Below are 21731 nucleotides of genomic sequence, written 5' to 3'. Positions count from 1 at the left end.
CCTTTTTTCATTCCAGGTAAAAATAAACGATCGTCCCGAGTAAGATGACCAAGGATATCGTCAAAAACAGGACGATTCCGGGAGCTTCCCTCCGTCCGGACGGGACCTGGATGCCGCGCGCCTTCTTCGCCTGTTCCCTCCATACGGCAAGCGCTTCTTCCGAAGAAGCGAACCGGTTATTCAGAGCCTTCAGCAAAAAGGGAGCCAAACCTCTCATCCGCTCGCTGCTTTTGACGATATCCTCCAGCATGGAGATACTCCGGTTCTGGGGAAGCGCCTGCAGGGCAGGGCGGAAGGCGTCGCTCTCATCCAGCGTTTTGATGATCAGAACGGCGAACGAGAACAAATCGTAGCTCTCCTCCGCAACCCGTTCTCCCGCACACCAATAACCGCGGTCAAAAATCTCCGTAAACTGCTTAACCGCACGTCCCTTGACCGTCATGCCGCCGAAATCTATCAGCTCCACGCTTCCGTGCTCCGTAAGAACGAGATTGTCGGATTTCAAATCTCCGTAGACAAAGCCGCTCCGGTGCAGCTCCGTAAGCTTTTTGAGCAGATTCGATCCGATCACGTAAATCCAGTCTTTGCCGTAGGTACGTATGTATTTCGATAAAGAGAGGCCTTGTATGTAAGGCATGATAAAAAACGACAAGCGGCGTCCCTCGAATTCCGCATCGTCGGCATCCAGCAGAAACCGGCTGAAAGACGTATCCGTTTTGGAAAGGGACTGCAGGGCGTTCACTTCGAACTGATGGTCGAGAGGATCGTATCCGATCTTCATCGCATACCGACGCTCGCCTCTGCGTACAAGCAGGACTTGACCGTTCGCTCCCGAACCCAGCCCGCGCACAACCGTATAAGTTCTGCCGTTCCAGATCCCCTTGAGGGTCGTACCGAGCGGCAGGGCGGGCTCATACGACGTAGTCACGCAGCATCCCGTCCTCATCGTCTGAATAGATAGGTTTACCCGATACGTACTGCGCCACTTTGAGCATGGCGGGTCCGGTAGGGGTGGTGCCCTTCATGTTTAATTTATAGAACATCTTATCCAGATTTGCAAGATTTGACGTCCAGCCCGAATCCATCACCACATCAGGATCACCGTCATGCCGGCCCGGAAAATGAAACACCGCCAGCTCGCTTGTTCCGCTTCGCGCCTTGAGACTCAGCAGCAGATCGGAGATGGCCTCGCGCACCGCCGCCATCTTCGGCTTCATGCTGGCGCTGGCATCCACCAGCAGCGCGACGCGGAGGGAGCCGCTCTCCGCGAGCTCGTCTATGACGCGCACGACCTCGGAGCGCTGTGCAGGAGGAAGCTCGGTCATGTCACCGCTGCCGAGTATGCTCTGCAGCTCCCGGCTGACCGCCTGCTGCACCGTCTGCGTCACGGTCTTGCGCGTCATCATCTGCACGGTTTGCGACAGCTGCTGCGGAGTTGCGATCCGGCTCATGCCGCCGCCGGCCTTCGCAATCTCGCGGATTTCCTCGGTGCCGAGCAGACCGAGCTCTCCCTGGTCAACGACACCGATCACGTTGACGGTAATGCCTTCGGCGCGGGCTTCCGCGGCAGCGGCCGCCGGGCTGATTCCGACGTTCGAACAGCCGTCGGTGATTAGTAGGATCTGTTTCATGTCTTCCGCCTCCAACCTATGAATGTTCTTACTAGTTTCGCCAAGTCTGCGAGATTCTAATCATAGGGGCGGAAGAAATCAGACGCCGTTCAGCGCGAAGCTCCCAGCGCGTGGTTCTCGGCGTCACATGACGGTGGACAACCATAAGCCGGCTGGGCCCCATGACCGCCTGACGCTGATGGGGGTTAGCGCGGAACTTTTTCAAGAAAAAGCAGCGAGGCACCCGCTAGGATACTCCGCTGCATGTCAGCACATCCGAAAAATTCAGCATTCGGCCTCCTTTCTATGCATAAAATTCAGGTCAAAACGTTACCGCTCCCGTTCTCAGCTCACCACCTTCGGCCGCTCGATCCGGTTGACGCCGGGCCAGCGGAATGTCGCCCATTCCGGCTGATGCTTTTCGACACGCGCCGCGACTACGGTCATATCGTCGATAACTTCCCCGTGATGACAGCGCATAACGCGTTCAAGCAGACTGTCGGCGAAGTCCTGGGGAATATCCGTGTCGATTTCCTGAATTACCCGCTTCATCCACATTTCCTTGTTGACCGCGTGTCCCGGTGCGTCATAAATGCCGTCGGTCATCATGATCAGCAGATCGCCGTGCTGAAGGGAACGCGAGAGCAGGTCAACTTCGATGTCCTGCAGAATTCCGACCGGCAGATTGTTGGCCATCACCGGAATGACCTCGCTGCCTCTTTTAATGAAGCTCGGTGTAGAGCCGATTTTCATAAACGTCGTCTCCGCACTGTACAGATCGATCAGGGCCATATCCACGGTGGCGTACACTTCGTCGGAAGAACGAAGCAGCAGAACGGAGTTGACCGATTTGATCGCAATTTTCTCGTCCATGCCCGATTGAAGAAGCTGCTGCAGGATAGTCAGCGCAGCCGAGCTTTCCGCCCTGGCCCTCTCGCCGTTGCCCATCCCGTCGCTCAGCGCCACGACGAATTTGCCGTTGCCGAGCTCCGCCACGGAGAAGCTGTCCCCCGAAAGCAGCTCCCCGCCTTTGGCCGCTCCCGCGATTCCCGTCTCCACTTCGAATTCTTTGGCCGAGCCGAACAGTACCGTGCTGTAGCCTTCTCCCCTCGGGAGCATTTCCTCATTTTTCACCGCAATATGTTCTCCGAGAATTTCACTTAACAGAGGCGCTATGATTTTGCGGCATTCATCGAAGCCTTTTGTATACTGGTGGATAATTTCGATCTCCACGTTACCTTCGTCCAGTGAAATAACGTCAATACTGTGTATGGACAGTCCGAGATCCTCCAGAGCCTGACGAATCTGCTCCTCCTGCAGAAACAGCTCCTGGCCCTCCCGCTTGATCTCCTTCGCCAAATCCTCCATGACCTGGGACACTCCGCTCAATTGATCCGCCACAATTTGACGGCTGTCCGAAATCTGCTTTTTCCAGTGCCTATCATTCTGATATTTCGCATACTGGTTCTTCATAACCTCCAGCACCTGATCCGGCTTTGTACAGGCCTGCTTCCAGTCTATCGGAATCTGCTTCCGCGAAAAATTCGGGTTAAGCTCGATTTCCGTCATCATGCTCGTCATAAACTGATAGGTCTGATAAAAACGCTGATCCCAGCACCGTACCCGCTTCGGGCACATCTGGCAGGTCTGGCAGGACACCGCCTCCATGAAATGGCTGATCTCCTCTTCTTTCGGAACCGGCTGACTCTCGACCGTAAGCTGCTTGAAGCTTCGGGCCAGCTGCATAAACACCTGCGAAAACTGCTCGACTCTGCCGGCCGTGATATCCCTGACGCGTTTGGCGTAATCCTGCTGGGATTTGAGGTTTTCCTGGGTGCCCGGCACGTATTTGGCCAGCGTCTGCAGAACACTCTTGGGTGTGAGCAGGAAAAGCGCCACCGCCGCAACGGATTCCCAGGTGGAGTTCATGACTTCCCCCTGCGTCCCGATATAGATGGAGAGGATAGAGGAACCGAGAAGCATGCCGAACGCTACGGCCATCCTTTTCCCTTCCTTGAGCAAACCGGCCAGCATGCCCGAAAAGGCCAGCAGACTCATCTGATAAATCGCATTTGTATTGGCGAGGCTTAAAATAAGTCCCGTCACCACACCGACCGAGGCTCCGAACGGCGCTCCGCCCACCAGGGCGAATAATAGAATCAGGTAACGGGAGACAACGTGCTCAACCGTAACCGGTCCGATCGTCCAGCCCACCGTGCCGGTCATCATGGACGCCAGCAGAATGATCAGACAAATGATCTCCTCATGCTTGAGCTGATAGTTTTTGCGGGTCAGGGTGAAGACGGGGACGGCTTGTACAAATATAAGCGTAAGCACCAGACTCAGCACCGATTCCACTCCCGTCATCGTTAAGGAGTACCAGGATAGATCCGAGCTGACCAGGTGAGCGAACATCTGCACGAGCAGTGTCGTGATAAAGACGAGTACCGGTGCCAGAGAGATATCCGAGCGCTCGTATTTCTCCAGTCCTTTCTGGATGAGAAGGAACACGATCATTTCCGTCAGGATAAACCCGCTCTGGGGCTGTACGGCAAGCAAGCTTCCGGCGAAAAGAAAAACGCCTGTCCATAAGAGCAAATCACGGCGCTGGAAATACATCACGGCAAAGAAAGCTATCGAAAACGGAGCAAGCTCCTCAAGGATCATGGCTCTCCCCAGCAGAAAGGCCATCAGCAAGAGCAGGATAGACCATTTCTTGGCTACAAACGATTGAATCAGTCTGTTTTCCGCCACTCTGCCCTGAGCTGCCGATTTCGTCCGCTGCACCGCGCCTGCCCACTGCAGACCGATGGAAAGTGCACCATTTCGTTTTTCCATGTTCAGACACCACCATTTCTCTTAGTGGTGTTTATTATAGGCGGCCTCTATCATAAATTTTGTCATAATGAGTTACTAGGGTTTAAGAAATTTCCGACAAAAAAGGGGGGCCTGTCAGGTCGCGCTAACCCCTACCCCATGGGCGCTTCTCACCTCCCTTCCGAACAGCCGTTCCGAAGCGGGGCCAGCTTTTTGCCCGTAAAAGGGATGCGTATGCGGTAAGCTCATGTCGATTCCCCGAATAACCGCATGTTAATCGACGCAAAAAAACCACATCCGCCGAAACGGAATGTGGTTGTAGATTTGTGTAAATAGTAGAGCGAGGAACAATTAGTCGCGGCGTCCGCCACGTCCACCACGCTTGGAGTCTTGCTTCTTCAGCGAAGAAATGCGTTCTTCACTGTCCTTGAGGAAACGGTTCATCTTGTCTTCGAAAGACAATTTGCCGGGGGCGTTACGGAAGCCGCCACCGCGACCGCCGCGATCTCCGCGGTTACCGAATCCGCCACGATCTCCGGAACGAGGGGAGTCGAACTTGCCATTGCCTTGTCTTTCAGGGCGAGCAGGTTCAGCGGGCTTTTCAATCGTCTGCTTGATGGATAAGCCGATTTTCCCGTCCTTGTCCACGTTGATGACCTTGACCAGAACCTTGTCTTCCAGCTTGAGATGGTCGTTGACATCCTTTACGTAGTTGTCGGCAATCTCCGAGATATGCACCAATCCGGTGACACCTTGTTCAAGCTCGACAAATGCCCCAAAGTGAGTGATCCCGGTCACTCTTCCTTCTAATTTGCTGCCCACTTCTATTGCCATAAAATACAATGTTCCTCCCTTAGATTGTTCAAAAGAATGGCTATGCCGATTATACCCCATTGCTGAATACACGGTCAACATGGAGAAAAGCCCAAATAATCCGGTTTTACGGATTTTGTGATTTGGACGTCGGAATAAAAAAACGTGTTTCTCCTTCACGGGCGTAATTCAACTCGCTGCGGATAACTTGCTCCAAATACTCAGGGTCGTGCAAACGGGCAATTTCCTGCTGAAGGTCCGCTTTACGCTTCTGTTCGCCGGTTAACTGCTGTTTGATCTGCTGCATTTCTGCACGCTTCTCGCTGATCTTGCCATGCTGTCCCCAGAATGTGAATCCCGCCCACGTCAAGAAACCGAGCAGAATGACGGCGGCAATACGGAATCTGCGGCGCGTGCCTTTGCTATTCGATTTAGGTTGCGTCTGCGTTGATTTGGGTGAAACAGGCATTAATCTCTGAGCCTCCCGATCGTGCAGGGCCATAGGAAAACCGACCCATACCCGGTTACTTACCCTTGCGAAACCACTTCTGAAACAGGTGCTTCAAAAATTGTATCCACCGGAGCACTCGGGCAGGTACCCGTAAATGCTTGTACAGGGGACGTGTCAACCAGAGCAGCAATTTCCACAAAGGGTAAACCAATTGTACCACAACTCGGAACAGGAACATAGCCAGCGCCGTCAAAAAGCCCAGCAGCACCCAGGCCAGCTTGTATAACCCGATCGCAGGCTTGATAAAGAGCAGCGTAAACATTCGCCTGAGGAACCCGAGGAGCCACTTAACGGCCCGGATCAGGACCGCAATAAGCTTACGGACAGTGCGGCTCATCGTCATCATGTAAACAAGCAGGCCGATAATCAAGCCGACAAAGACGAAAAACCGGACTTGTCCCTGATTGCTGTGCACGAGCGTCCCGAACACGCAGACGATCGCCGTCATCCAGTAAACCACATCCGCAAGCGGGAAAGTCCAGCGCGGCAGCCGCAGCTGCACGAACACCACCCGGAAGGCGTCGTAGAGCATCCCCAGCCCCATCCCGCTGACGAACATTAACCACAAGGTCAAAAACTGGACGTTCAGTGTCACTTGAACAGCTTACCCAGAAACCCTTTGTTTTTCTCCGGGGAATTCGCGTCCACGTAAGACAGGGCGTTGACGTATCCTTCTATCGCCACCAGACCCTGCTCCAGACTCAAATTCTTGATATGCAGATTCTGTCCCTTAATAAGCAGAAACCCGCAGTCCGTCTCCAGCAAAAATTCCTCGCTGTCAAAGCTCTCCACATTCTTCACACCGGAGATCTCGAGCAGCTTGCGGTTGAGCATTTTCACTTCCTGCCGTTTGGTCTTTCCGGCCTCCATCATGGCGAGTCCCCCCTACAGCTTTTCCTACCACTACGATATGGGGGGATGTCCGTTTTTAGAACACCCGGAATGATCCGGAAGCATGTAAAAAAGAGGCCTAGTCGGCGTAAGCCGCCTTTCAGCCTCTTGGTTATCCGTTATTCGCTTCTTCCCGCAGAAGCGTGTACATGTGAGCCGCGTCCTCTTTACGAGTCGACTCCGTCAGCTGTTCCACGCGAACGGTCACTTTCTTCTGCCCGAATTGAATGGTAAGCTCATCGCCCACCTTCACCGTCGAGCTCGGTTTCGCATCCCGCCCGTTGACCCAGACACGTCCCTGATCGGAAACGTCTTTGGCCACCGTACGGCGTTTGATCAGCCGGGATACTTTTAAAAACTTGTCGAGTCTCATTATTTTACGGCTTCTTTAAGCTTGTTGCCCGCTTTGAAAGCAGGAACATTCGATTCCGGAATAGAAATTTCTTGACCGGTTTGCGGGTTGCGGCCCGTACGTCCGGAACGTTTGCGGGTTTCGAATGTACCGAAGCCGATCAGTCTGAACTTTATCTCCTGTGGACAGGGCGTCCGTAATTTCACCGAGGAAAGAGTTAAGGACGGTTTCCACGTCTTTCTTGGTGAGTCCGCTCTTTGTGGAAATGTTGTTGATCAGATCTGTTTTGTTCATGATTCGAATACCTCCTAAAGTGAATGACAATATGTAGCTGGTTTTGAATCTCACAGAAAAGCCGCTTCCGAAACTAAGTATTCTTGCTCAGCTTGGAAAATCCTGCTGAAAACCCTGCGTGGATTGAAGTTTTTTTGCTTCCTGCCACAATTCTTCCATCTCTGGCAAATCCGCCTCTGCCAGGGATTTTCCCCGGGCTTCCAGACGCTCTTCAATGTACTGGAAACGGCGTACGAATTTGCGGTTGGTCGAAGCCAGCGCCTCTTCCGGATCGATTTTGAGGAAACGCGACAGATTGACGACGGCAAAAAGAAGATCTCCGAGTTCGTCCAGTCGTTCCGCCGCCGCTCCGCTTTCCATAGTTTCCTGCACTTCACCCAGTTCCTCGGTGATTTTGCCGATCACTTCTCCGACTTCGGACCAGTCGAAACCGACGCCCGCGGCTTTTTTCTGCAGCTTCAAGGCTTTCATCAAGGCAGGCAAATCTTTGGGCACGCCCGCCAGGGCCGACTGCTTCGACGGATCAATCCCTTTGCGGCGTTTCTCCTCGTCCTTCATCTGCTGCCAGTTGGCCAGAGCCTCCTCCGCATTCTCCGCACCTTCCGTGCCGAACACGTGGGGATGACGCCGGATCAGCTTCTCGTTGAGCCCCGCGATTACGTCATAGACGGTAAAAGCGCCGGTCTCCTCTTCCATCTGGGAATGGAGCATTACCTGCAGCAGCAGGTCGCCGAGCTCCTCGCACATATGGTCGGGATCGTCCTCATCGATCGTCTCCAGAACCTCGTACGCTTCTTCGATGAGATTTTTGCGGAGGCTGGCATGCGTCTGTTCGCGGTCCCATGGGCAGCCTTCAGGGCTTCGAAGAATCGCCACAATCTCATGCAGCCGCTCCAGCGTACGGTTGCGGAGCTCGTCCCGGTCGCTGCGCGGCACCCATACAAGAGAAAGATTGCCGTAGCCCTCGATCCGGTCAAGCTCGTAGAGAGGAACCCGGACGACCGATTCCTCACCCGACACGCCAAGGGAGTGCCCCGCATAGACGGTATAATCGTCGGGGTAAAGCTCCATCAGCGTAAGCTTCACATCAGACGCCGTAAATGTATCGTACACTTGTCCGATCACCGTATGCAAGCGGGGGTTCAGCATACCGGGCCGCAGGTCCGTCGCATCCAGAAGCTGCATCCCTTCTATGGGGTCGAAGCCGAACCGGAGAAACGCCTGATCGAGGAAGCTTTCTCCCCCCACAATCTCCAGCGGAATGCCCGCGTCCGGGCATTTAGCCCTCAGCAGCTGTACCGTGTATTCGGCCACCATAGGATGTCCGGGAACGGCGTACACGACAGCCTGTGTACGTGCCGACTCCAGCAGCGAGGCCGCTATCGCCTCATACGTATCGTCAAAGCGGTCCTTCGCTTCATATATCGCGTCAAAAGTTTCATACCGGATTTCCTCCGCCCGGAGATAAGCGGCAACCGGATGATGATCGGTGCGGAGAATCAGCTTCGGAGCCTGCCGCAGCCGGCGCAGCACGCCGAGCGTGAGCTGGTTTTCGTCCCCGGAACCGAGTCCGAGAACCGTAATTCCTTGCGTCATAGTCCTTGCCTCCCATGCGTTTTCCGGTTCACGCGTCAGCGGAGCCGGTGTTTTCGCTGCTATTTTACGCCGAAACGGCGCGGTCTATCACGATGCGGGCGAGAGCGCCGTTCGCGGCCCGCTTCTAGGGCCGCTCCCCCTGCGGAAGCAGGCGCAGCTTCGTCAGCGCCGAAGCCAGCTTGCCGCCGGCGGGGAGCTGCTCCAGCTCCGCGCGGTTCACGGCGCCGAGGCGCAGCAGCGCGAGCGCGTATACGGCGGCGCCGAGCGCCACCCCGGCCAGCGCCAATACGCTGGCCTGTCCGCGCGGGCCGAGGCCCGGTGCGGCGGCGCCGAGCAGAGGCCCGCCCGCGAGCTGGAGCGCGCCAAGGGCGGCGCACATGAGCGCCGCGGCGGCAAGCGCCCCCAGGGCGGAAGCGCGCCCCCGCTCCGGTGCGCCGGTCAGCCGCCGCACCTCGGCGAGGCCCAGGGCGGACGCCGCAGCGAACGCGAGCACTGCCGACACGGCTGCGCCGGCGATCCCCCAGCGCGGCACGAGCAGCAGGCTGCCGCCGATCTTGACGGCGGCTGCGGCAAGCAGGTGCAGCGCGGGGGCGTTCACGGCGCCGAGGCCCTGCAGCACTCCGGCAAGCACGATGTTGAGCGTGCCGAACAGCGCCGTGAGCGCGAGCAGGGCCATCGTGCCGGACGCTTCTTCGCTCTGATAGAGCATCACGTTCACCGGCACGGTGAGAGAGGCCAGGCCGGCGGCCGCGGCCAGACCGAGCAGGCCCGTCATCCGCACGGTCCGCTCCGTACGGACTTGCAGCTGCGCGGGGTCCGCCGCCTTAGCCGCGGCGATTGCCGGCACCAGCACGGCCGTCAGCGAGGACGCGACCATCGTCACGGCCTGAACCAAAGGCAGGCCGTGGTTGTACAGCCCGAACTGGCGCATCGCTTCGGCCGGGTCCGCTCCCCCGCCGATGAGCAGGCGGGGAACGGTGAAGGCGTCGATGAGATTGAGAATCGGCGTCATGACGGAGCCGAGGCAGATCGGCAGAGCGTAAGCGCCGATAGAGACCATGAGCCGCCCGAACGGCTCTTTGGCCTCCGCGGGGCCGGGAGCGTCAGCATGGGCAGCCTCTTCTAGAGCGGCCGGTTTGTTGGCGGCCGATCGTCCAAGGCTGTTCGCAGCGCTATGCGGGGCGGCATCACCGGAGTCTGGACGACCCGGGATTTCCGCCGCCTTTGAAGCAGCCCGACGGCTTCCGGCTCTTCTCTCTTTGCTTCTCTGCCAATAAAACAGAAGCAGAAGCATGGCTCCCGCGCCCCCGGTTACGGAACCGAATGTGGCTCCGGCGGCGATATCGCCGTCTCCCGCGCCTTGTTTAGTCAGATACAGCAGAAGAAGAACCATCGTAAGCACACGAACCGTCTGCTCGACTACCTGCGATACTGCGGTGGGAACCATATTCTGATAGCCCTGAAAATAACCCCGGAGAACCGACAGGACAGGAACCAGCAGAAGCGCGTACGAAATGCTTCGTATGGCCGCTGCCGCATCCGCGGTGCCTATCCAGCCCGCAAGCGAATCCGCGCTAACATACAGCAGGAGAAAGCAAATCACGCCGGTGCCTGTCAGAAGCAGAGCGGCAGCGGCAGCCACCCGTCTTGCCCCTTCATGATCCCGTACGGCCGCCCGGTCCCCGACGAATTTTGCGACCGCGATCGGAAAACCCGCCGTCGCCAGGAAAAGAATCAGGAGGTACAGCGGATAAACGGCATTGTAGATGCCGAAAGCCCCGTCTCCGGCTATATTCTGCAGCGGAATTTTTTGAAGGGTACCGAGCAGTTTGGAGAATACCGCCGCGGCGGCCAATACCGCTGCGCCTTTAAGAAACAGGGAGCTTTTGACCGTCACGGGCTGTTTCCGCATTCGCTTTTCCATGGACATGGACGTCTCTCCTGCGATAATGAATTAAATAAGTCTGTCTTTGTATCTACACTTCCATTTGCTTGGACAAGAAGGAAGCTGCCGTTTCGGCCATGATCCGCTCGGTTTTTCCCATGACCACGTCATTTTCCCTGCTGACCAGCAGAACCGCGCCGATGGCATCCCCGTTATGAATGATCGGTGCGATCACGAATGAGCCGTAAGCATCTGCCGCATCCTTAACCAGCTCGTAGCTTCCGGCCGCTTCTTCCACCAGAGTCTGTCTCCCGTTCAAGGCGCGCTCCACAAGCTCGCCCACCGGTTTGCCGTCATATTCTTTACGCCCGCGGCCCGCCGCTGCGATGAAGGTCTCCCGGTCCGATATAACGGCCTGGTACCCCGTGCTCTCGTTTAACGATTCCGCGTATTCCAGCGCAAAATCTCCAAGTTCTCCGATCGGTGAATACTTCTGCAAAATGACTTCGCCGTCGGGGTTCACGAATATTTCCATGGGATCGCCTTCCCGGATGCGCATGGTGCGCCGGATCTCTTTCGGAATGACTACCCGTCCTAAATCGTCTATGCGTCTAACTATACCTGTCGCTTTCATACTGCTTAAAGCCTCGCTTTCCTTCTGGGGGTTTACACTAGGATGTTTGAAAAATACGGATTAAAGAGGACTCTTCCCATTATATATAAATTTCCTCATAAAACAAAAAAAGCCCCCTTACATCCGGAATTGGTTTCCAAGTAAGGGAAGCTTTCGGTTACTGCTCCATTTGTTTCGCCAAAAAACCGGCTGCAGTCTCCACCATTTTTGATTCCATGTTGCCCATCTTGACTTCTTCGTCCTTGCTCATCAGAATAACCGAACCGATCGGATCTCCGCCCGCAACAATCGGAGCGATGACGAAAGAACTGTAAGTTTCGGGATTGTCTTTGGAGATTTCGTATGTACCCGAACCGCTCTCGATCGTCGGTTTACGGTTTTCCATGGTGGTCTCCACGATCTGCCCGATCTGCTTGTCCATATACTCTTTCTTCGAACCGCCCGCTACGGCGATAACCGTATCCCGGTCCGTAATCAGTGTGATATGATTGGTGCTCTCATAGAGAGACTCGGCATATTCTTTGGCAAAATCCCCTAATTCGCCGATCGGGGAATATTTCTTCAAGATAACTTCACCGTCGCGGTCGACGAATATCTCGAGCGGGTCGCCTTCCCGGATGCGCAGTGTGCGCCGTATTTCCTTCGGAATGACAACCCTGCCCAGGTCATCAATGCGACGAACGATTCCAGTTGCTTTCATGACTCTTGTTGCCCCACTTTCACTTGAAGTTTTGGATACGACTGGACGCCGATCTGCGTGTATTTAAAAGAGAAGGGTGTAGCGATTCGATTCTGACCATAGTATTCATCCGCCCCCATATTCTTATACATTTCCCTCTTTCCATCCACGCAAAATAAAAAGCCATCCCGTCCGGCGGACGAGATGGCTTTCGTGGTATCAAGAATGTTCCGCGGGCTTCGCGGATAGGGCTTACTTCGCCGCCGGCGAAGGGCTTGCGGCCGGAGGCGTCGCTCCCGGCACGTCAGTCGGCGCCGCGCTCGGCGTCGTCTGCGGAGCCGGGCTTCCTGTCGGAGCCGGCGTGCTTTCCGGCGCCGTGCTGCCGGACGGTGCCGTGCTGCCGCCAGGTGCCGGGCTCGGATTGGCCGATGCGGCCGGAGTCGGGGTCGGCTTAGGGAGCTTGTTCGTTTCGATCAAGCCGGGAAGCTCTTTCTCCACGAACTCCTGCATTTTCACTTGCGCCAGTTTGGAGGCCAAGTCTTTCTTGGCGTCTTCGACGGTTTCGGTTTTACGGGATTCCACTTTCATGACGTGGTATCCGTAGTCGGTCTCAACCGGATCGCTGATCGTGTTCAGAGGCAGTTCGATAGCCGCTTTTTTGAAGCCGGCCACCCATTGGCTGACCTTGGCGTTCTCATACTTGCCGCCTTTATCTTTCGAACCCGGATCATCCGAGTATTCTTTGGCAAGAGCATCGAAGTCTCCGCCGTTTTTGAGCTTCTGCTGTACTTCTTTCGCACGCTTCAGAGCTTCTTCTTTCGTGCGGAGTTCTTTATTCGTAGCCGGATCGTTAAGACCGATCAGGATGTGACGGACAGTCGCTACATCGTAGGCGTTCGGGTCCGCTTTTTTGGCTTTTTCGTATTCGGCTTTGATTTCGTCGTCCGTAACTTGCTTCTCCAGGTGGCTCGTGGAATACACGCTGAGTCTCATGAGATCCTCAACGTCCTTCTCTTCGAGTTTAGCATCCTTCAGCTTCTTCTCCAGGCCGCCTTCCTGTGCGCCCAGGTAAGTTTTCAGCTGCGTAACCTGTTCGGTTACCTGCTTGTCCGCTTCTTTCTTCACGTCATCGCTTGCACGTCCGGAAAGGACCTTCAGCATGATATATTGCTCCAGCATGCTTTGCTGATAAGCCGGGTCGGTTTCGAACTGAGCGTATTCCGGATACAGAAGACGGTTGAAGGAAAGCAGCTTGTCAAACTCTCCGCGGGTCACTTTGCCCCCGTCTTTGTAAGTGGCGATAACCTCTTCCGGCGTGCCGGCTTTTCCTTCGTCCTTTTTGCCGCATCCGCTGGCCACGGCCAAAACAAGGACTAATACGGCAAGCAGCAGCCACTTGCTTTTGGCCCAACCTGATTTATTGTGTTGCATTCTGCAATTCTCCCTTCGTTTTCAAGGCTTCCCTGTATTGTAACAGAAAACGCTCCACCAATGCGATTGTGTCCTCAGGGGACAATCCTTTGCCGCGGATATGAACATGAATCTGAGGTCCGGCAATCAGCTTGACACGCCCGTCGAAGCCGTTCGAAATCGTAAACAGCTTCTGTCCGTCCAGTCTTTCCGTCTCATCGGGAGAAATCTTGATCTGATAATCGTCGCCCTTCTGGGAGATGGATTCGATTTTATATTCGGCTCCATACACCTTTAATCTGGCTACGGCCAAAAGATTGGAAACGGCAGGCGGTAGATCGCCGAACCGGTCCACCAATTCCTCGTCAAGGTCTTCCGCTTCCGCGAAGGAGCGGATATTCGCCACTTTCTTGTAAATCTCGATCTTCTGCATGCTGTCATAGATGTAATCCGACGGGAGGTACGCATCCAGATGAAGGTCAAGCTGCGTGATCCATTCCTTCTCCGGCTCCGCCTGCTCTCCGTCCAGCTCCAGCTTGCGCTTGGCGATTTCTTCGCTCAGCATCTGAGAGTACAGGTCGAATCCGACGGAAGCGATAAACCCGTGCTGCTCGGCTCCGAGCAGATTGCCGGCTCCGCGGATGGACAAGTCCCTCATGGCAATTTTAAACCCGGAACCAAGTTCTGTAAATTCTTTGATTGCCTGGAGACGCTTCTCCGCCACTTCATTCAGCACTTTGTCCCGCTGATACGTAAAGTACGCGTAGGCGATCCGGTTGGAGCGGCCGACCCGGCCCCGCAGCTGGTACAGCTGGGATAAGCCCATCTTGTCGGCGTCGTGGACGATCAGCGTATTCACGTTCGGGATGTCGACGCCGGTCTCGATGATGCTCGTGCTTACGAGCACGTCGAACTCGCCGTCCAGGAAGTCGAGAATGGTTTTCTCGAGTTCCTGCTCCGACATTTGCCCGTGCGCCACGGTCACGCGGGCCTCCGGCACGAGCATGGAGATCTGCTCGGCCATCTGGTTGATCCCCTGGACGCGGTTGAACAGGAAATACACCTGTCCTTCGCGCGCCAGCTCGCGTTCAATCGCTTCCCGTACGAGCGTCGTGCTGTATTCCAGCACGTAGGTCTGTACCGGGAAGCGGTTCTCCGGCGGCGTCTCGATGACAGACAGGTCGCGGACGCCCAGCATCGACATGTGAAGCGTGCGCGGGATCGGCGTTGCGGTCAGCGTCAGCACGTCGACATTCGTTTTCAGCCGCTTCAGCTTCTCTTTGTGCGACACGCCGAAACGCTGCTCCTCATCGACAATGAGCAATCCCAAATCTTTGAACTTCAGATCCTGGGACAGCAGACGGTGCGTTCCGATTACGATATCGACGGTGCCGGCTTTGACGCCCTTGGTCGTTTCATTCTGCTCTTTCTTCGAACGGAAGCGGCTCAGCACCTGAATGTTGAACGGATACCCCGAGAACCGCTCGCGGAACGTTTCGTAATGCTGCTGCGCCAAAATCGTCGTCGGCACCAGCACGGCTACCTGCTTGCCGTCGATTGCCGCTTTGAAGGCGGCGCGGATAGCCACTTCCGTCTTGCCGTAGCCGACATCGCCGCAAAGCAGCCGGTCCATCGGACGGGGTTTTTCCATATCTTTCTTAATTTCCCCAATTGCCCGGAGTTGATCCGTCGTTTCGTCATACGGAAACATGCTTTCGAATTCCTGCTGGTAGGCGGAATCGGAACTGAAGCCGTATCCCGTTGTCGCTTGACGGTCCGCGTACAGCTTGATGAGATCGTCGGCGATATCCTTGACGGAAGTCCGCACTTTGTTCTTGACCCGGTTCCAGTCGGCCCCGCCAAGCTTATATATTTTCGGCTCTTTTTCTTCGGAACCGACATATTTCTGAATGAGATCGATTTGGTCGATCGGGACGGACAGCTTGTCGCCGCCCGCATAGACAATATGCAAATAATCTTTATGAATGCCGCCCACCTCAAGAGTGCCGATCCCGACATACTTCCCGATCCCGTGATTAACATGAACGACGTAGTCGCCGACTTTAAGCTCCTGGTAGCTTTTGATTCTCTCGGCATTCTCGATCTTCTTGTCTACTTTGCGCGCTTTGCGCTGCTTCTGCGTAAACATCTCGCCTTCCGTTATCACGACGAGATGAATGGACGGCAGCTCGAATCCGGTCTGCAGGTTGCCGTTCATAATCTCGGGTTCCTCGATTTGATAGTCCCCGAGCACACGGCGGACACGCTCCATCCGCTCTTCGCCGTTGGCCAGGATGATTACGCGGCTCCCCGTTTTTTTCCACCGCTCCATTTCCGCTTTCAGAAGATTCATCTGCCCGTGGAAATTTTGCATGACCCGGGACATGAAATTAACGATATTCTGCGGCTGGGTCTGCGGAACTTGCCGCAGGAAAAGCGACATATAAAGCGTTGGATAGGTCCGGCGCTGCATAAGGGTCTCCAGCTGCTTCGAAAGCGTGAGAGCCGGAAGGGCCTTCCCGTCCTGAAGAGAGCTGGTCACCCACTCCGCTTCCTCGCGCTCCAGCTGCTTGGACGTTTCCACAAGCCTGGCCGGCTCGTCTATGAGCAGCACGGTATCTTCGGGCATGTAATCGGATAAGGTCTGCCGTTCCGGATAGAGCAGGGAGACATACTTGAACAGCCCCTGGAAGGTGTTCCCCTCACGGAGCAGTTCAATGTCATGTCCGATTCCTTCCAGCAGCCTGTCCTTGGCCTGACGGTCCGTCATTTTGGCAAGCTGGGCCTGGAGAAGTTCATAAGCATGCTGAGCCGCGCTTTGGAAACGCTTTCTATTTAAGAGAACCTCCCGGCACGGCTGGATCACGAACGAATCCAACTTGTCGATGGAACGCTGGTCCGATACGTCGAACGTACGGATCGAATCCACATCCACATCAAACAGTTCGATCCGGACGGCAGTGGAAGAAGTCAGCGGAAATAAGTCCACGATTCCCCCGCGGACGCTCATTTCCCCTTTTGCTTCCACCCGTTCCACGCGCTCGTAACCGAGTTCGGTCAAGCGGGTCAGAAATTCCTCCAGGTCAATTGTATCCCCCAAACGCACGGTGAGCTGGGCTTCCTCGAAAGTTTCTTTGGTCGGAAGCAGACGGCGGAACCCGGCATACGGCACAATGACCGCTCCCCGGTATCCGCCGGCCAGTTTCGTCAGCACATCGATCCGCTGCGCCAGCATTTCGGGACTGGCAATAGCCGCTTCGGCGGCAAGCAGCTCTTGTGCAGGATATAAGAGAACCCCGTCTTCCGGAAGACATTCGCTTAAATCCTCGAAAATCTTCTGGGCGGAGAACATATTATGCGTAACGATGAGAAGCGGACGCTGGAGCTGCTGCATCAGTGCGGCAAGCATCACCTGACGAGAGGAGCCGGTTAATCCGGCGATCAACTGCTCTTTCATACCGGAACGAATACCCGAAATCACACTTTGAAAATCGCGGTCCGCTGAAAAAGCTTGTATTAAAGCTTGCAAATCAAGTACACTCCTCTCACAAAAAGAAGCCTCGGCGCTTGCCTAGGCTGTCATGACACAATTTTTGGCACATGTCCGGAGTACGGGATAAACGCCCTAAGCAGCGCGCAGGCAGCGGCCGGATTCGGTCACTGCAGCGGGCTGCCGATCAGGTTAAGCTCCGGATTGGCGTCCAGTGCCTGCTTGCAGTAATCGCAAACCACCTTGACCGTAACGCCCCCGTCCATGTTATACGCTATTATATCGCTCCGCTCTTCGGGGGTCAAGAAATGGAAACCGAGACTGGTATTCGCTCACTTGATCCCGGCTGATTTCCCCGATAGACGATTGGCAGTGACGGCAAATATATTTTACTGACATCAATGTATGCCTCCTCGCAGGTTTCGATTACTCCTTAGTATGACCCGAACTTTAAAATCCTAGCCCACATAGGAAGTAATTTGCGAGCGCCTGCCCGGCATACAATGTGTCTTGGAGTAAGCGATAGCCCGGAGTACATCCCGCAAGCCAAGCACTGGGGGATACTCCCCTTATTCATAACACGGCACACTCCGTTTAAAGCTTCGGGGCCATCCGGCTTAATTTCCGCTTCCGTTGAAAACCGCCATCGTTTTCTCGAAAGGTTCGCTCAGACAGTGCTCCATCGCTTCGCACGTTTTGTCCAGAACGGCCGGGAGCGATCCCGTCTCCGTTTTACTGAAATTCGACAAGACATAGTCGACAATCGGATAGCCCGGATTCGGACGGTTGATCCCCATGCGGATGCGGTTGAACGTAGAGGTGCCCGTGTGGGCGATGACGGATTTGATCCCGTTATGGCCTCCGGCGCTGCCTTGGTAACGCAATCGGATATTCCCGAACGGTGTATCCATGTCATCGTACAAAATGACGAGATCCGACACATCGACTTTATAAAAGTCCATGAAAGCCCGGATCGATTCCCCCGACAAATTCATATAGGTCATAGGTTTCAGCAAGTAGGCCTTTGTACCGTTCACGCGCACTTCGGCCAGATGGCCTTTGCACTTGTTCTGGAACGAAGAGACGCCCCATTTCTCGGCAAAACGGTCGATCGCCATGAACCCGATATTATGCCGTGTATGCTCATACTGTTTCCCTGGATTGCCTAAACCGACAAAACATTTCACGTTTCACTCACTCCCAAAATTTTTTTACTTTTTTTAACTAGATACCGTAACGATTGCCTGCCGAAACTTGTCTACTATATAGTGGTATTTTGCGCGGACCGGGCATAGGTCTGCGGATTTTCGGCCGCTCGGCTCATTTGCCGGTCCCAGCCGCAAAGATAAAGTCATAAATTGGCGCAAATCAGCATGATTTACGCTTCACAAAAATACGGGTAGCAGGTGATGAATCTTATGTACGACAACGGCCAGCAGCTTTACCAGGACGATCATTTTCAAGATCATTTGGAAGCGGAGGTTCCTGTCCAAGTATACTATCTAAACTCCCACAAAGATATAGGCTTCGTCTATCACTATTCTTCCCACTTCATCAAGATCAACAACACGTTTTACAACCGGGGGATGTTCACATTCGTATCGAGACCCGGTTATTAGGCGTGTTTTGGCAAGCGCTTACATAGCTTGTCCATTTTCGCTGTTCCCTCGGTGAAAGATAAAAAAGACTGCTGCCGGAAAGCCGGCAGCAGCCTTTCTTTTTGCCCGGAGACCGGGTTATTCTTTCGGTTCCGCAGCTTCTTCGGCCGCAGGCTCGGCTTCGGCAGCCGGCTCGTCCGCAGTCGTTTCTTCAACTTCCTTCTGCGGCTGAAGCACGGTTACTACAACGTCTTGCGCTTCAGTCTTCACTTCTACGTTCTCAGGCAGCTTCAGATCGGATACGAGGATATTCTCCCCGATTCCGAGGCTGCTGATATCTACCTGAACGGAGTCCGGCAAATCGTCAGGCAGACAGCGGACATCCAGCTGCGCCGTCTCCACCTGGAGAATGCCGCCTTCCTTCACGCCCGCCGCTTCACCCACGATCTCGATGGCAACCGTGGCTTTAACCGGCTCGTTCATGTTGATTTGATGGAAATCGATGTGGATGACATCCTGACTCAGGCTGTCTCTCTGAACTCCACTGATAAGTACGGGGCGCTTGCCCACGCCTTCGATATTAAGATCAATCACCGCATTCGGGTGGCTTCTCAGCAGCGGCACGAGTTCCTTCCGCTCCAGAACAACCGTCAGGCTGTCCGTGGTTTTCCCGTAAACTACGCCAGGCACTTTGCCTTGTCTGCGCAGCTGCTTCGCCTCCGACTTGGTGGCATTGGTTCTGGTATTTCCTTTAAGAGCTACTCCCATACAAAAAGAACCTCCCTTTTAGATGGCTAAAGATAAATTACCCATCTTGGGGAGGTTTAAATCAATTATTTATAAAAAAGTTCAGGAGTGCTTGTTTTCTTTCTTCGCCTTCATCTTGCTGCGAATGCGGTCCGCATAGCCTTTTTTGTTCGTCTGACGCTCACGGGCGATCGCCAGGTCGTTCTCTTCCACGTTGTGCGTAATCGTAGATCCCGCCACCACGTAGGCTCCATCGCCGATTTTAACGGGAGCGATCAGGTTGACGTTGCTTCCGATAAAAGCATCGTCGCCGACTTCCGTCAGGCTTTTGTTGAAGCCGTCGTAATTGACCGTGATGGCGCCGCAGCCGAAATTGACGTTCTTGCCGATAACGGCGTCTCCCACGTAACTAAGGTGCGACACTTTCGAACCCTCGCCCAGCTTGGCGTTTTTGATTTCCACGAAATCGCCGATTTTGACGTGATCGCCCAGATCCGTTCCCGGACGCAGATAAGCGAACGGTCCCACATTGGCGTGGCTGCCCACTTTGGCCTCCTGAAGCACCGATTGCTTGACGGTTACTTCGTCGCCCAGCGTGCTGTCGCAAATCTCGGTATTCGGCCCGATCACGCATTCCGATCCGATGACGGTTTTGCCGCGCAGCGTAGTTCCCGGATACAGGATTGTATCCGCCCCGATCACGACGTCTTTCTCGATATACGTTTGAGAAGGATCGATGAACGTTACCCCGCCCACCATGTGGCCGCGGTTGATGCGCTGACGCATCAGCATTTCCGCTTCCGAGAGGGCGATCCGGTCGTTAACCCCGATCGCTTCCGCCTCGTCCGGCGTGCAGTACGCTTCGACGATCTCGCCCGCATTTTTCAGAATCCCGACGACGTCCGTCAAATAATACTCGCCCTGGGCGTTCTCGTTCTTCACGTTCTCCAGCGCTTCGAACAGCTTGCGGTTATCGAAGCAGTAGGTGCCCGTATTGATCTCGCGCACAGCCGCTTCTTCCGGGCTGCAGTCCTTCTGTTCGACGATCCGGTCCACCCGGCCGCCTTCGCCCCGGATGATGCGCCCGTAGCCCGTGGCATCCGTCATTTCCGCCGTCAGAATAGTACCCGCAGCGCCTTTCTCCTTATGCAGCTGGAGCATTTTCTCCAGCGTCTCCGGACGGACGAGCGGCGTATCTCCGCATACGACGAAGGTCACGCCGTCTTCCGCTCCGATAACGTCCTTCGCCATAAGGACGGCATGTCCCGTACCGAGCTGCTGAGCTTGTAAAGCATACTCCGCCCTGTCTCCCAAATAGCCTTTAACGGCTTCGGCCCCATGGCCTACAATTACGATCGTTTTCTCCGTTTGTATATGTTCAAGTGTATCGAGTACGTGTTCCACCATCGGTTTTCCGCAGACGGAATGCAGCACTTTGTACAGCTTGGATTTCATTCGTTTCCCTTGTCCTGCGGCCAGTACAATCGCCATCAGCTTCAACTTCAATCCACTCCTTCTTCTCCTCTGGGTTTCACCCATGACTATATCTTATCTGCCGGAAAAAGAAAAGAGAGCCCTGCAGGAACAGGACTCCTTCTGCCAAAACCGGCGTTGATTATGCGCCTTCTTCAATAACTTCCTCTTCCGCAGCCGCACGGTCGTACTCAGACAAAACCGCCGCTTGAATCTTCTCGCGGGTTGTGGATGAAATCGGATGGGCAATATCACGGAACTCCCCGTCCGGAGTCCGTTTGCTAGGCATTGCAACAAACATTCCATTATTGCCGTCAATGACGCGAATATCGTGTACGACGAATTCGTTATCGATCGTAATGGAAGCAATCGCCTTCATTCTTCCTTCGGAATTCACCCGGCGAAGTCTGACATCTGTAATTTGCACTGTGTTCACCACCTTTTTCCATTCGCAGGACTTGGTGTATACTTCCACATTTTCGTGCAAATTCCTTCTGGATAAAGAGGAAAAATTTAGATTTTCCTGAAATTAAATGTGCTCTTAAACGTTTTCGACAGCTATCGCCGCAATCAGTTCGATTTCGACAAGCACATCTTTCGGAAGCCTTGCCACTTCTACGGTAGAGCGCGCCGGCTTATGTTCGCCGAAGTAGGAAGCGTACACTTCGTTAATGGCTCCGAACTGGTTCATATCTTTAATAAAGACGGTCGCTTTGACCACGTTCTGGAGAGTCGCCCCCGCTTCTTTAAGTACCGCTTGAAGGTTCCGGAACACCTGATGCGTCTGCTCCGTAACGCCGCCCTCCACGAGCTGGCCTTCGGCATTTAACGGAATTTGCCCCGATGTGAAAACGAGATTGCCCACCTGTACCGCCTGGGAATACGGGCCGATAGCGGCCGGTGCTTCATTCGTTGAAAGGATACGCATAAC

20 protein-coding genes and 2 pseudogenes are annotated in these 21731 nt (G+C 54.8%); 1 reads left to right on the top strand and 21 read right to left on the bottom strand.

The window, feature by feature from the left end; all coding sequences use genetic code 11:
* Positions 1–7: 7 nt before the first annotated feature.
* From ABC395_RS01100 to pth, 17 genes and pseudogenes are all read right to left on the bottom strand, one after another.
* Positions 8–928: a protein kinase domain-containing protein gene (locus ABC395_RS01100; protein ID WP_413000228.1), complete on the bottom strand. Its 921-nt coding sequence runs from the start codon at positions 926–928 to the stop codon at positions 8–10.
* Positions 912–1631, bottom strand: coding sequence for a vWA domain-containing protein (locus ABC395_RS01095; protein WP_413000227.1), 720 nt, complete (start codon positions 1629–1631; stop codon positions 912–914). The genes ABC395_RS01100 and ABC395_RS01095 overlap by 17 nt, the downstream gene beginning before the upstream one ends.
* A 324-nt stretch (positions 1632–1955) precedes the next feature.
* A complete protein-coding gene (spoIIE, locus tag ABC395_RS01090) occupies positions 1956–4448 on the bottom strand; it encodes a stage II sporulation protein E (protein ID WP_413000226.1) in 2493 nt (830 codons plus the stop codon).
* 330 nt (positions 4449–4778) lie between these two features.
* Positions 4779–5261 carry a S1 domain-containing RNA-binding protein gene (locus ABC395_RS01085; protein WP_016424266.1) on the bottom strand — a complete coding sequence of 161 codons (483 nt, stop codon included), beginning with the start codon at positions 5259–5261 and terminating at the stop codon, positions 4779–4781.
* A 106-nt stretch (positions 5262–5367) separates the two neighbouring features.
* Entirely contained in the window at positions 5368–5709 is a 342-nt protein-coding gene (locus tag ABC395_RS01080) for an FtsB family cell division protein (RefSeq protein WP_413000225.1), read from the bottom strand.
* 55 nt (positions 5710–5764) lie between these two features.
* Positions 5765–6346, bottom strand: a complete 582-nt coding sequence (gene yabQ / locus ABC395_RS01075; RefSeq protein ID WP_413000224.1) for a spore cortex biosynthesis protein YabQ — start codon at positions 6344–6346, stop codon at positions 5765–5767.
* Complete coding sequence (gene yabP, locus ABC395_RS01070; protein ID WP_009671862.1) at positions 6343–6624, bottom strand: sporulation protein YabP; 282 nt, start codon at positions 6622–6624, stop codon at positions 6343–6345. The genes yabQ and yabP overlap by 4 nt, the downstream gene beginning before the upstream one ends.
* A 130-nt stretch (positions 6625–6754) precedes the next feature.
* Complete coding sequence (locus tag ABC395_RS01065; RefSeq protein WP_387544093.1) at positions 6755–7015, bottom strand: RNA-binding S4 domain-containing protein; 261 nt, start codon at positions 7013–7015, stop codon at positions 6755–6757.
* Positions 7015–7288: pseudogene (locus tag ABC395_RS01060) on the bottom strand (HU family DNA-binding protein). The gene ABC395_RS01065 and the pseudogene ABC395_RS01060 overlap by 1 nt, the downstream one beginning before the upstream one ends.
* Positions 7289–7375: 87 nt before the next feature.
* A complete protein-coding gene (yabN, locus tag ABC395_RS01055) occupies positions 7376–8884 on the bottom strand; it encodes a bifunctional methyltransferase/pyrophosphohydrolase YabN (protein ID WP_413000223.1) in 1509 nt (502 codons plus the stop codon).
* 124 nt (positions 8885–9008) lie between these two features.
* Positions 9009–10814 carry a polysaccharide biosynthesis protein gene (locus ABC395_RS01050; protein ID WP_413000222.1) on the bottom strand — a complete coding sequence of 602 codons (1806 nt, stop codon included), beginning with the start codon at positions 10812–10814 and terminating at the stop codon, positions 9009–9011.
* 46 nt (positions 10815–10860) lie between these two features.
* The gene (gene spoVT / locus ABC395_RS01045) at positions 10861–11403 is read right to left on the bottom strand and encodes a stage V sporulation protein T (protein WP_413000221.1); all 543 of its coding nucleotides are present in this window, start codon (positions 11401–11403) and stop codon (positions 10861–10863) included.
* Positions 11404–11560: 157 nt separating this feature from the next.
* A complete protein-coding gene (gene spoVT / locus ABC395_RS01040) occupies positions 11561–12103 on the bottom strand; it encodes a stage V sporulation protein T (protein WP_009671922.1) in 543 nt (180 codons plus the stop codon).
* A 231-nt stretch (positions 12104–12334) separates the two neighbouring features.
* Positions 12335–13513, bottom strand: coding sequence for a peptidylprolyl isomerase (locus ABC395_RS01035; RefSeq protein ID WP_413000220.1), 1179 nt, complete (start codon positions 13511–13513; stop codon positions 12335–12337).
* Positions 13500–17021 carry a transcription-repair coupling factor gene (gene mfd / locus ABC395_RS01030; RefSeq protein ID WP_413000219.1) on the bottom strand — a complete coding sequence of 1174 codons (3522 nt, stop codon included), beginning with the start codon at positions 17019–17021 and terminating at the stop codon, positions 13500–13502. Before mfd ends, ABC395_RS01035 begins: the two co-directional genes overlap by 14 nt.
* A 128-nt stretch (positions 17022–17149) precedes the next feature.
* Positions 17150–17381 (bottom strand): annotated as a pseudogene (gene fin / locus ABC395_RS01025) (anti-sigma-F factor Fin).
* Between the two features lie 218 nt (positions 17382–17599).
* Entirely contained in the window at positions 17600–18169 is a 570-nt protein-coding gene (pth, locus tag ABC395_RS01020; protein ID WP_413000218.1) for an aminoacyl-tRNA hydrolase, read from the bottom strand.
* Between the two features lie 231 nt (positions 18170–18400).
* Between pth and ABC395_RS01015 the strand changes: the two genes are divergently transcribed.
* Positions 18401–18601 (top strand): hypothetical protein, encoded by a 201-nt coding sequence (locus tag ABC395_RS01015; RefSeq protein ID WP_413000217.1) that lies wholly within the window; start codon positions 18401–18403, stop codon positions 18599–18601.
* A 117-nt stretch (positions 18602–18718) separates the two neighbouring features.
* Here the strand turns inward: ABC395_RS01015 and ABC395_RS01010 are convergent, their stop codons facing one another.
* The 4 genes from ABC395_RS01010 to ABC395_RS00995 all read right to left on the bottom strand — a co-directional run bounded on the left by ABC395_RS01010 (position 18719) and on the right by ABC395_RS00995 (position 21728).
* Positions 18719–19348: a 50S ribosomal protein L25/general stress protein Ctc gene (locus tag ABC395_RS01010; RefSeq protein WP_413000216.1), complete on the bottom strand. Its 630-nt coding sequence runs from the start codon at positions 19346–19348 to the stop codon at positions 18719–18721.
* A gap of 81 nt (positions 19349–19429) precedes the next feature.
* A complete protein-coding gene (gene glmU / locus ABC395_RS01005; RefSeq protein ID WP_413006664.1) occupies positions 19430–20827 on the bottom strand; it encodes a bifunctional UDP-N-acetylglucosamine diphosphorylase/glucosamine-1-phosphate N-acetyltransferase GlmU in 1398 nt (465 codons plus the stop codon).
* A 115-nt stretch (positions 20828–20942) separates the two neighbouring features.
* Complete coding sequence (gene spoVG, locus ABC395_RS01000) at positions 20943–21227, bottom strand: septation regulator SpoVG (RefSeq protein WP_009671859.1); 285 nt, start codon at positions 21225–21227, stop codon at positions 20943–20945.
* 114 nt (positions 21228–21341) lie between these two features.
* A complete protein-coding gene (locus ABC395_RS00995; RefSeq protein WP_009671871.1) occupies positions 21342–21728 on the bottom strand; it encodes a RidA family protein in 387 nt (128 codons plus the stop codon).
* Positions 21729–21731 lie beyond the last annotated feature (3 nt).

The organism is Paenibacillus canaveralius (genome assembly GCF_047238265.1).
Lineage (GTDB): Bacteria > Bacillota > Bacilli > Paenibacillales > NBRC-103111 > Paenibacillus_F.
Note: the sequence above shows the minus strand (reverse complement) of the source record. Positions and strands in the feature narration are given on the sequence as shown.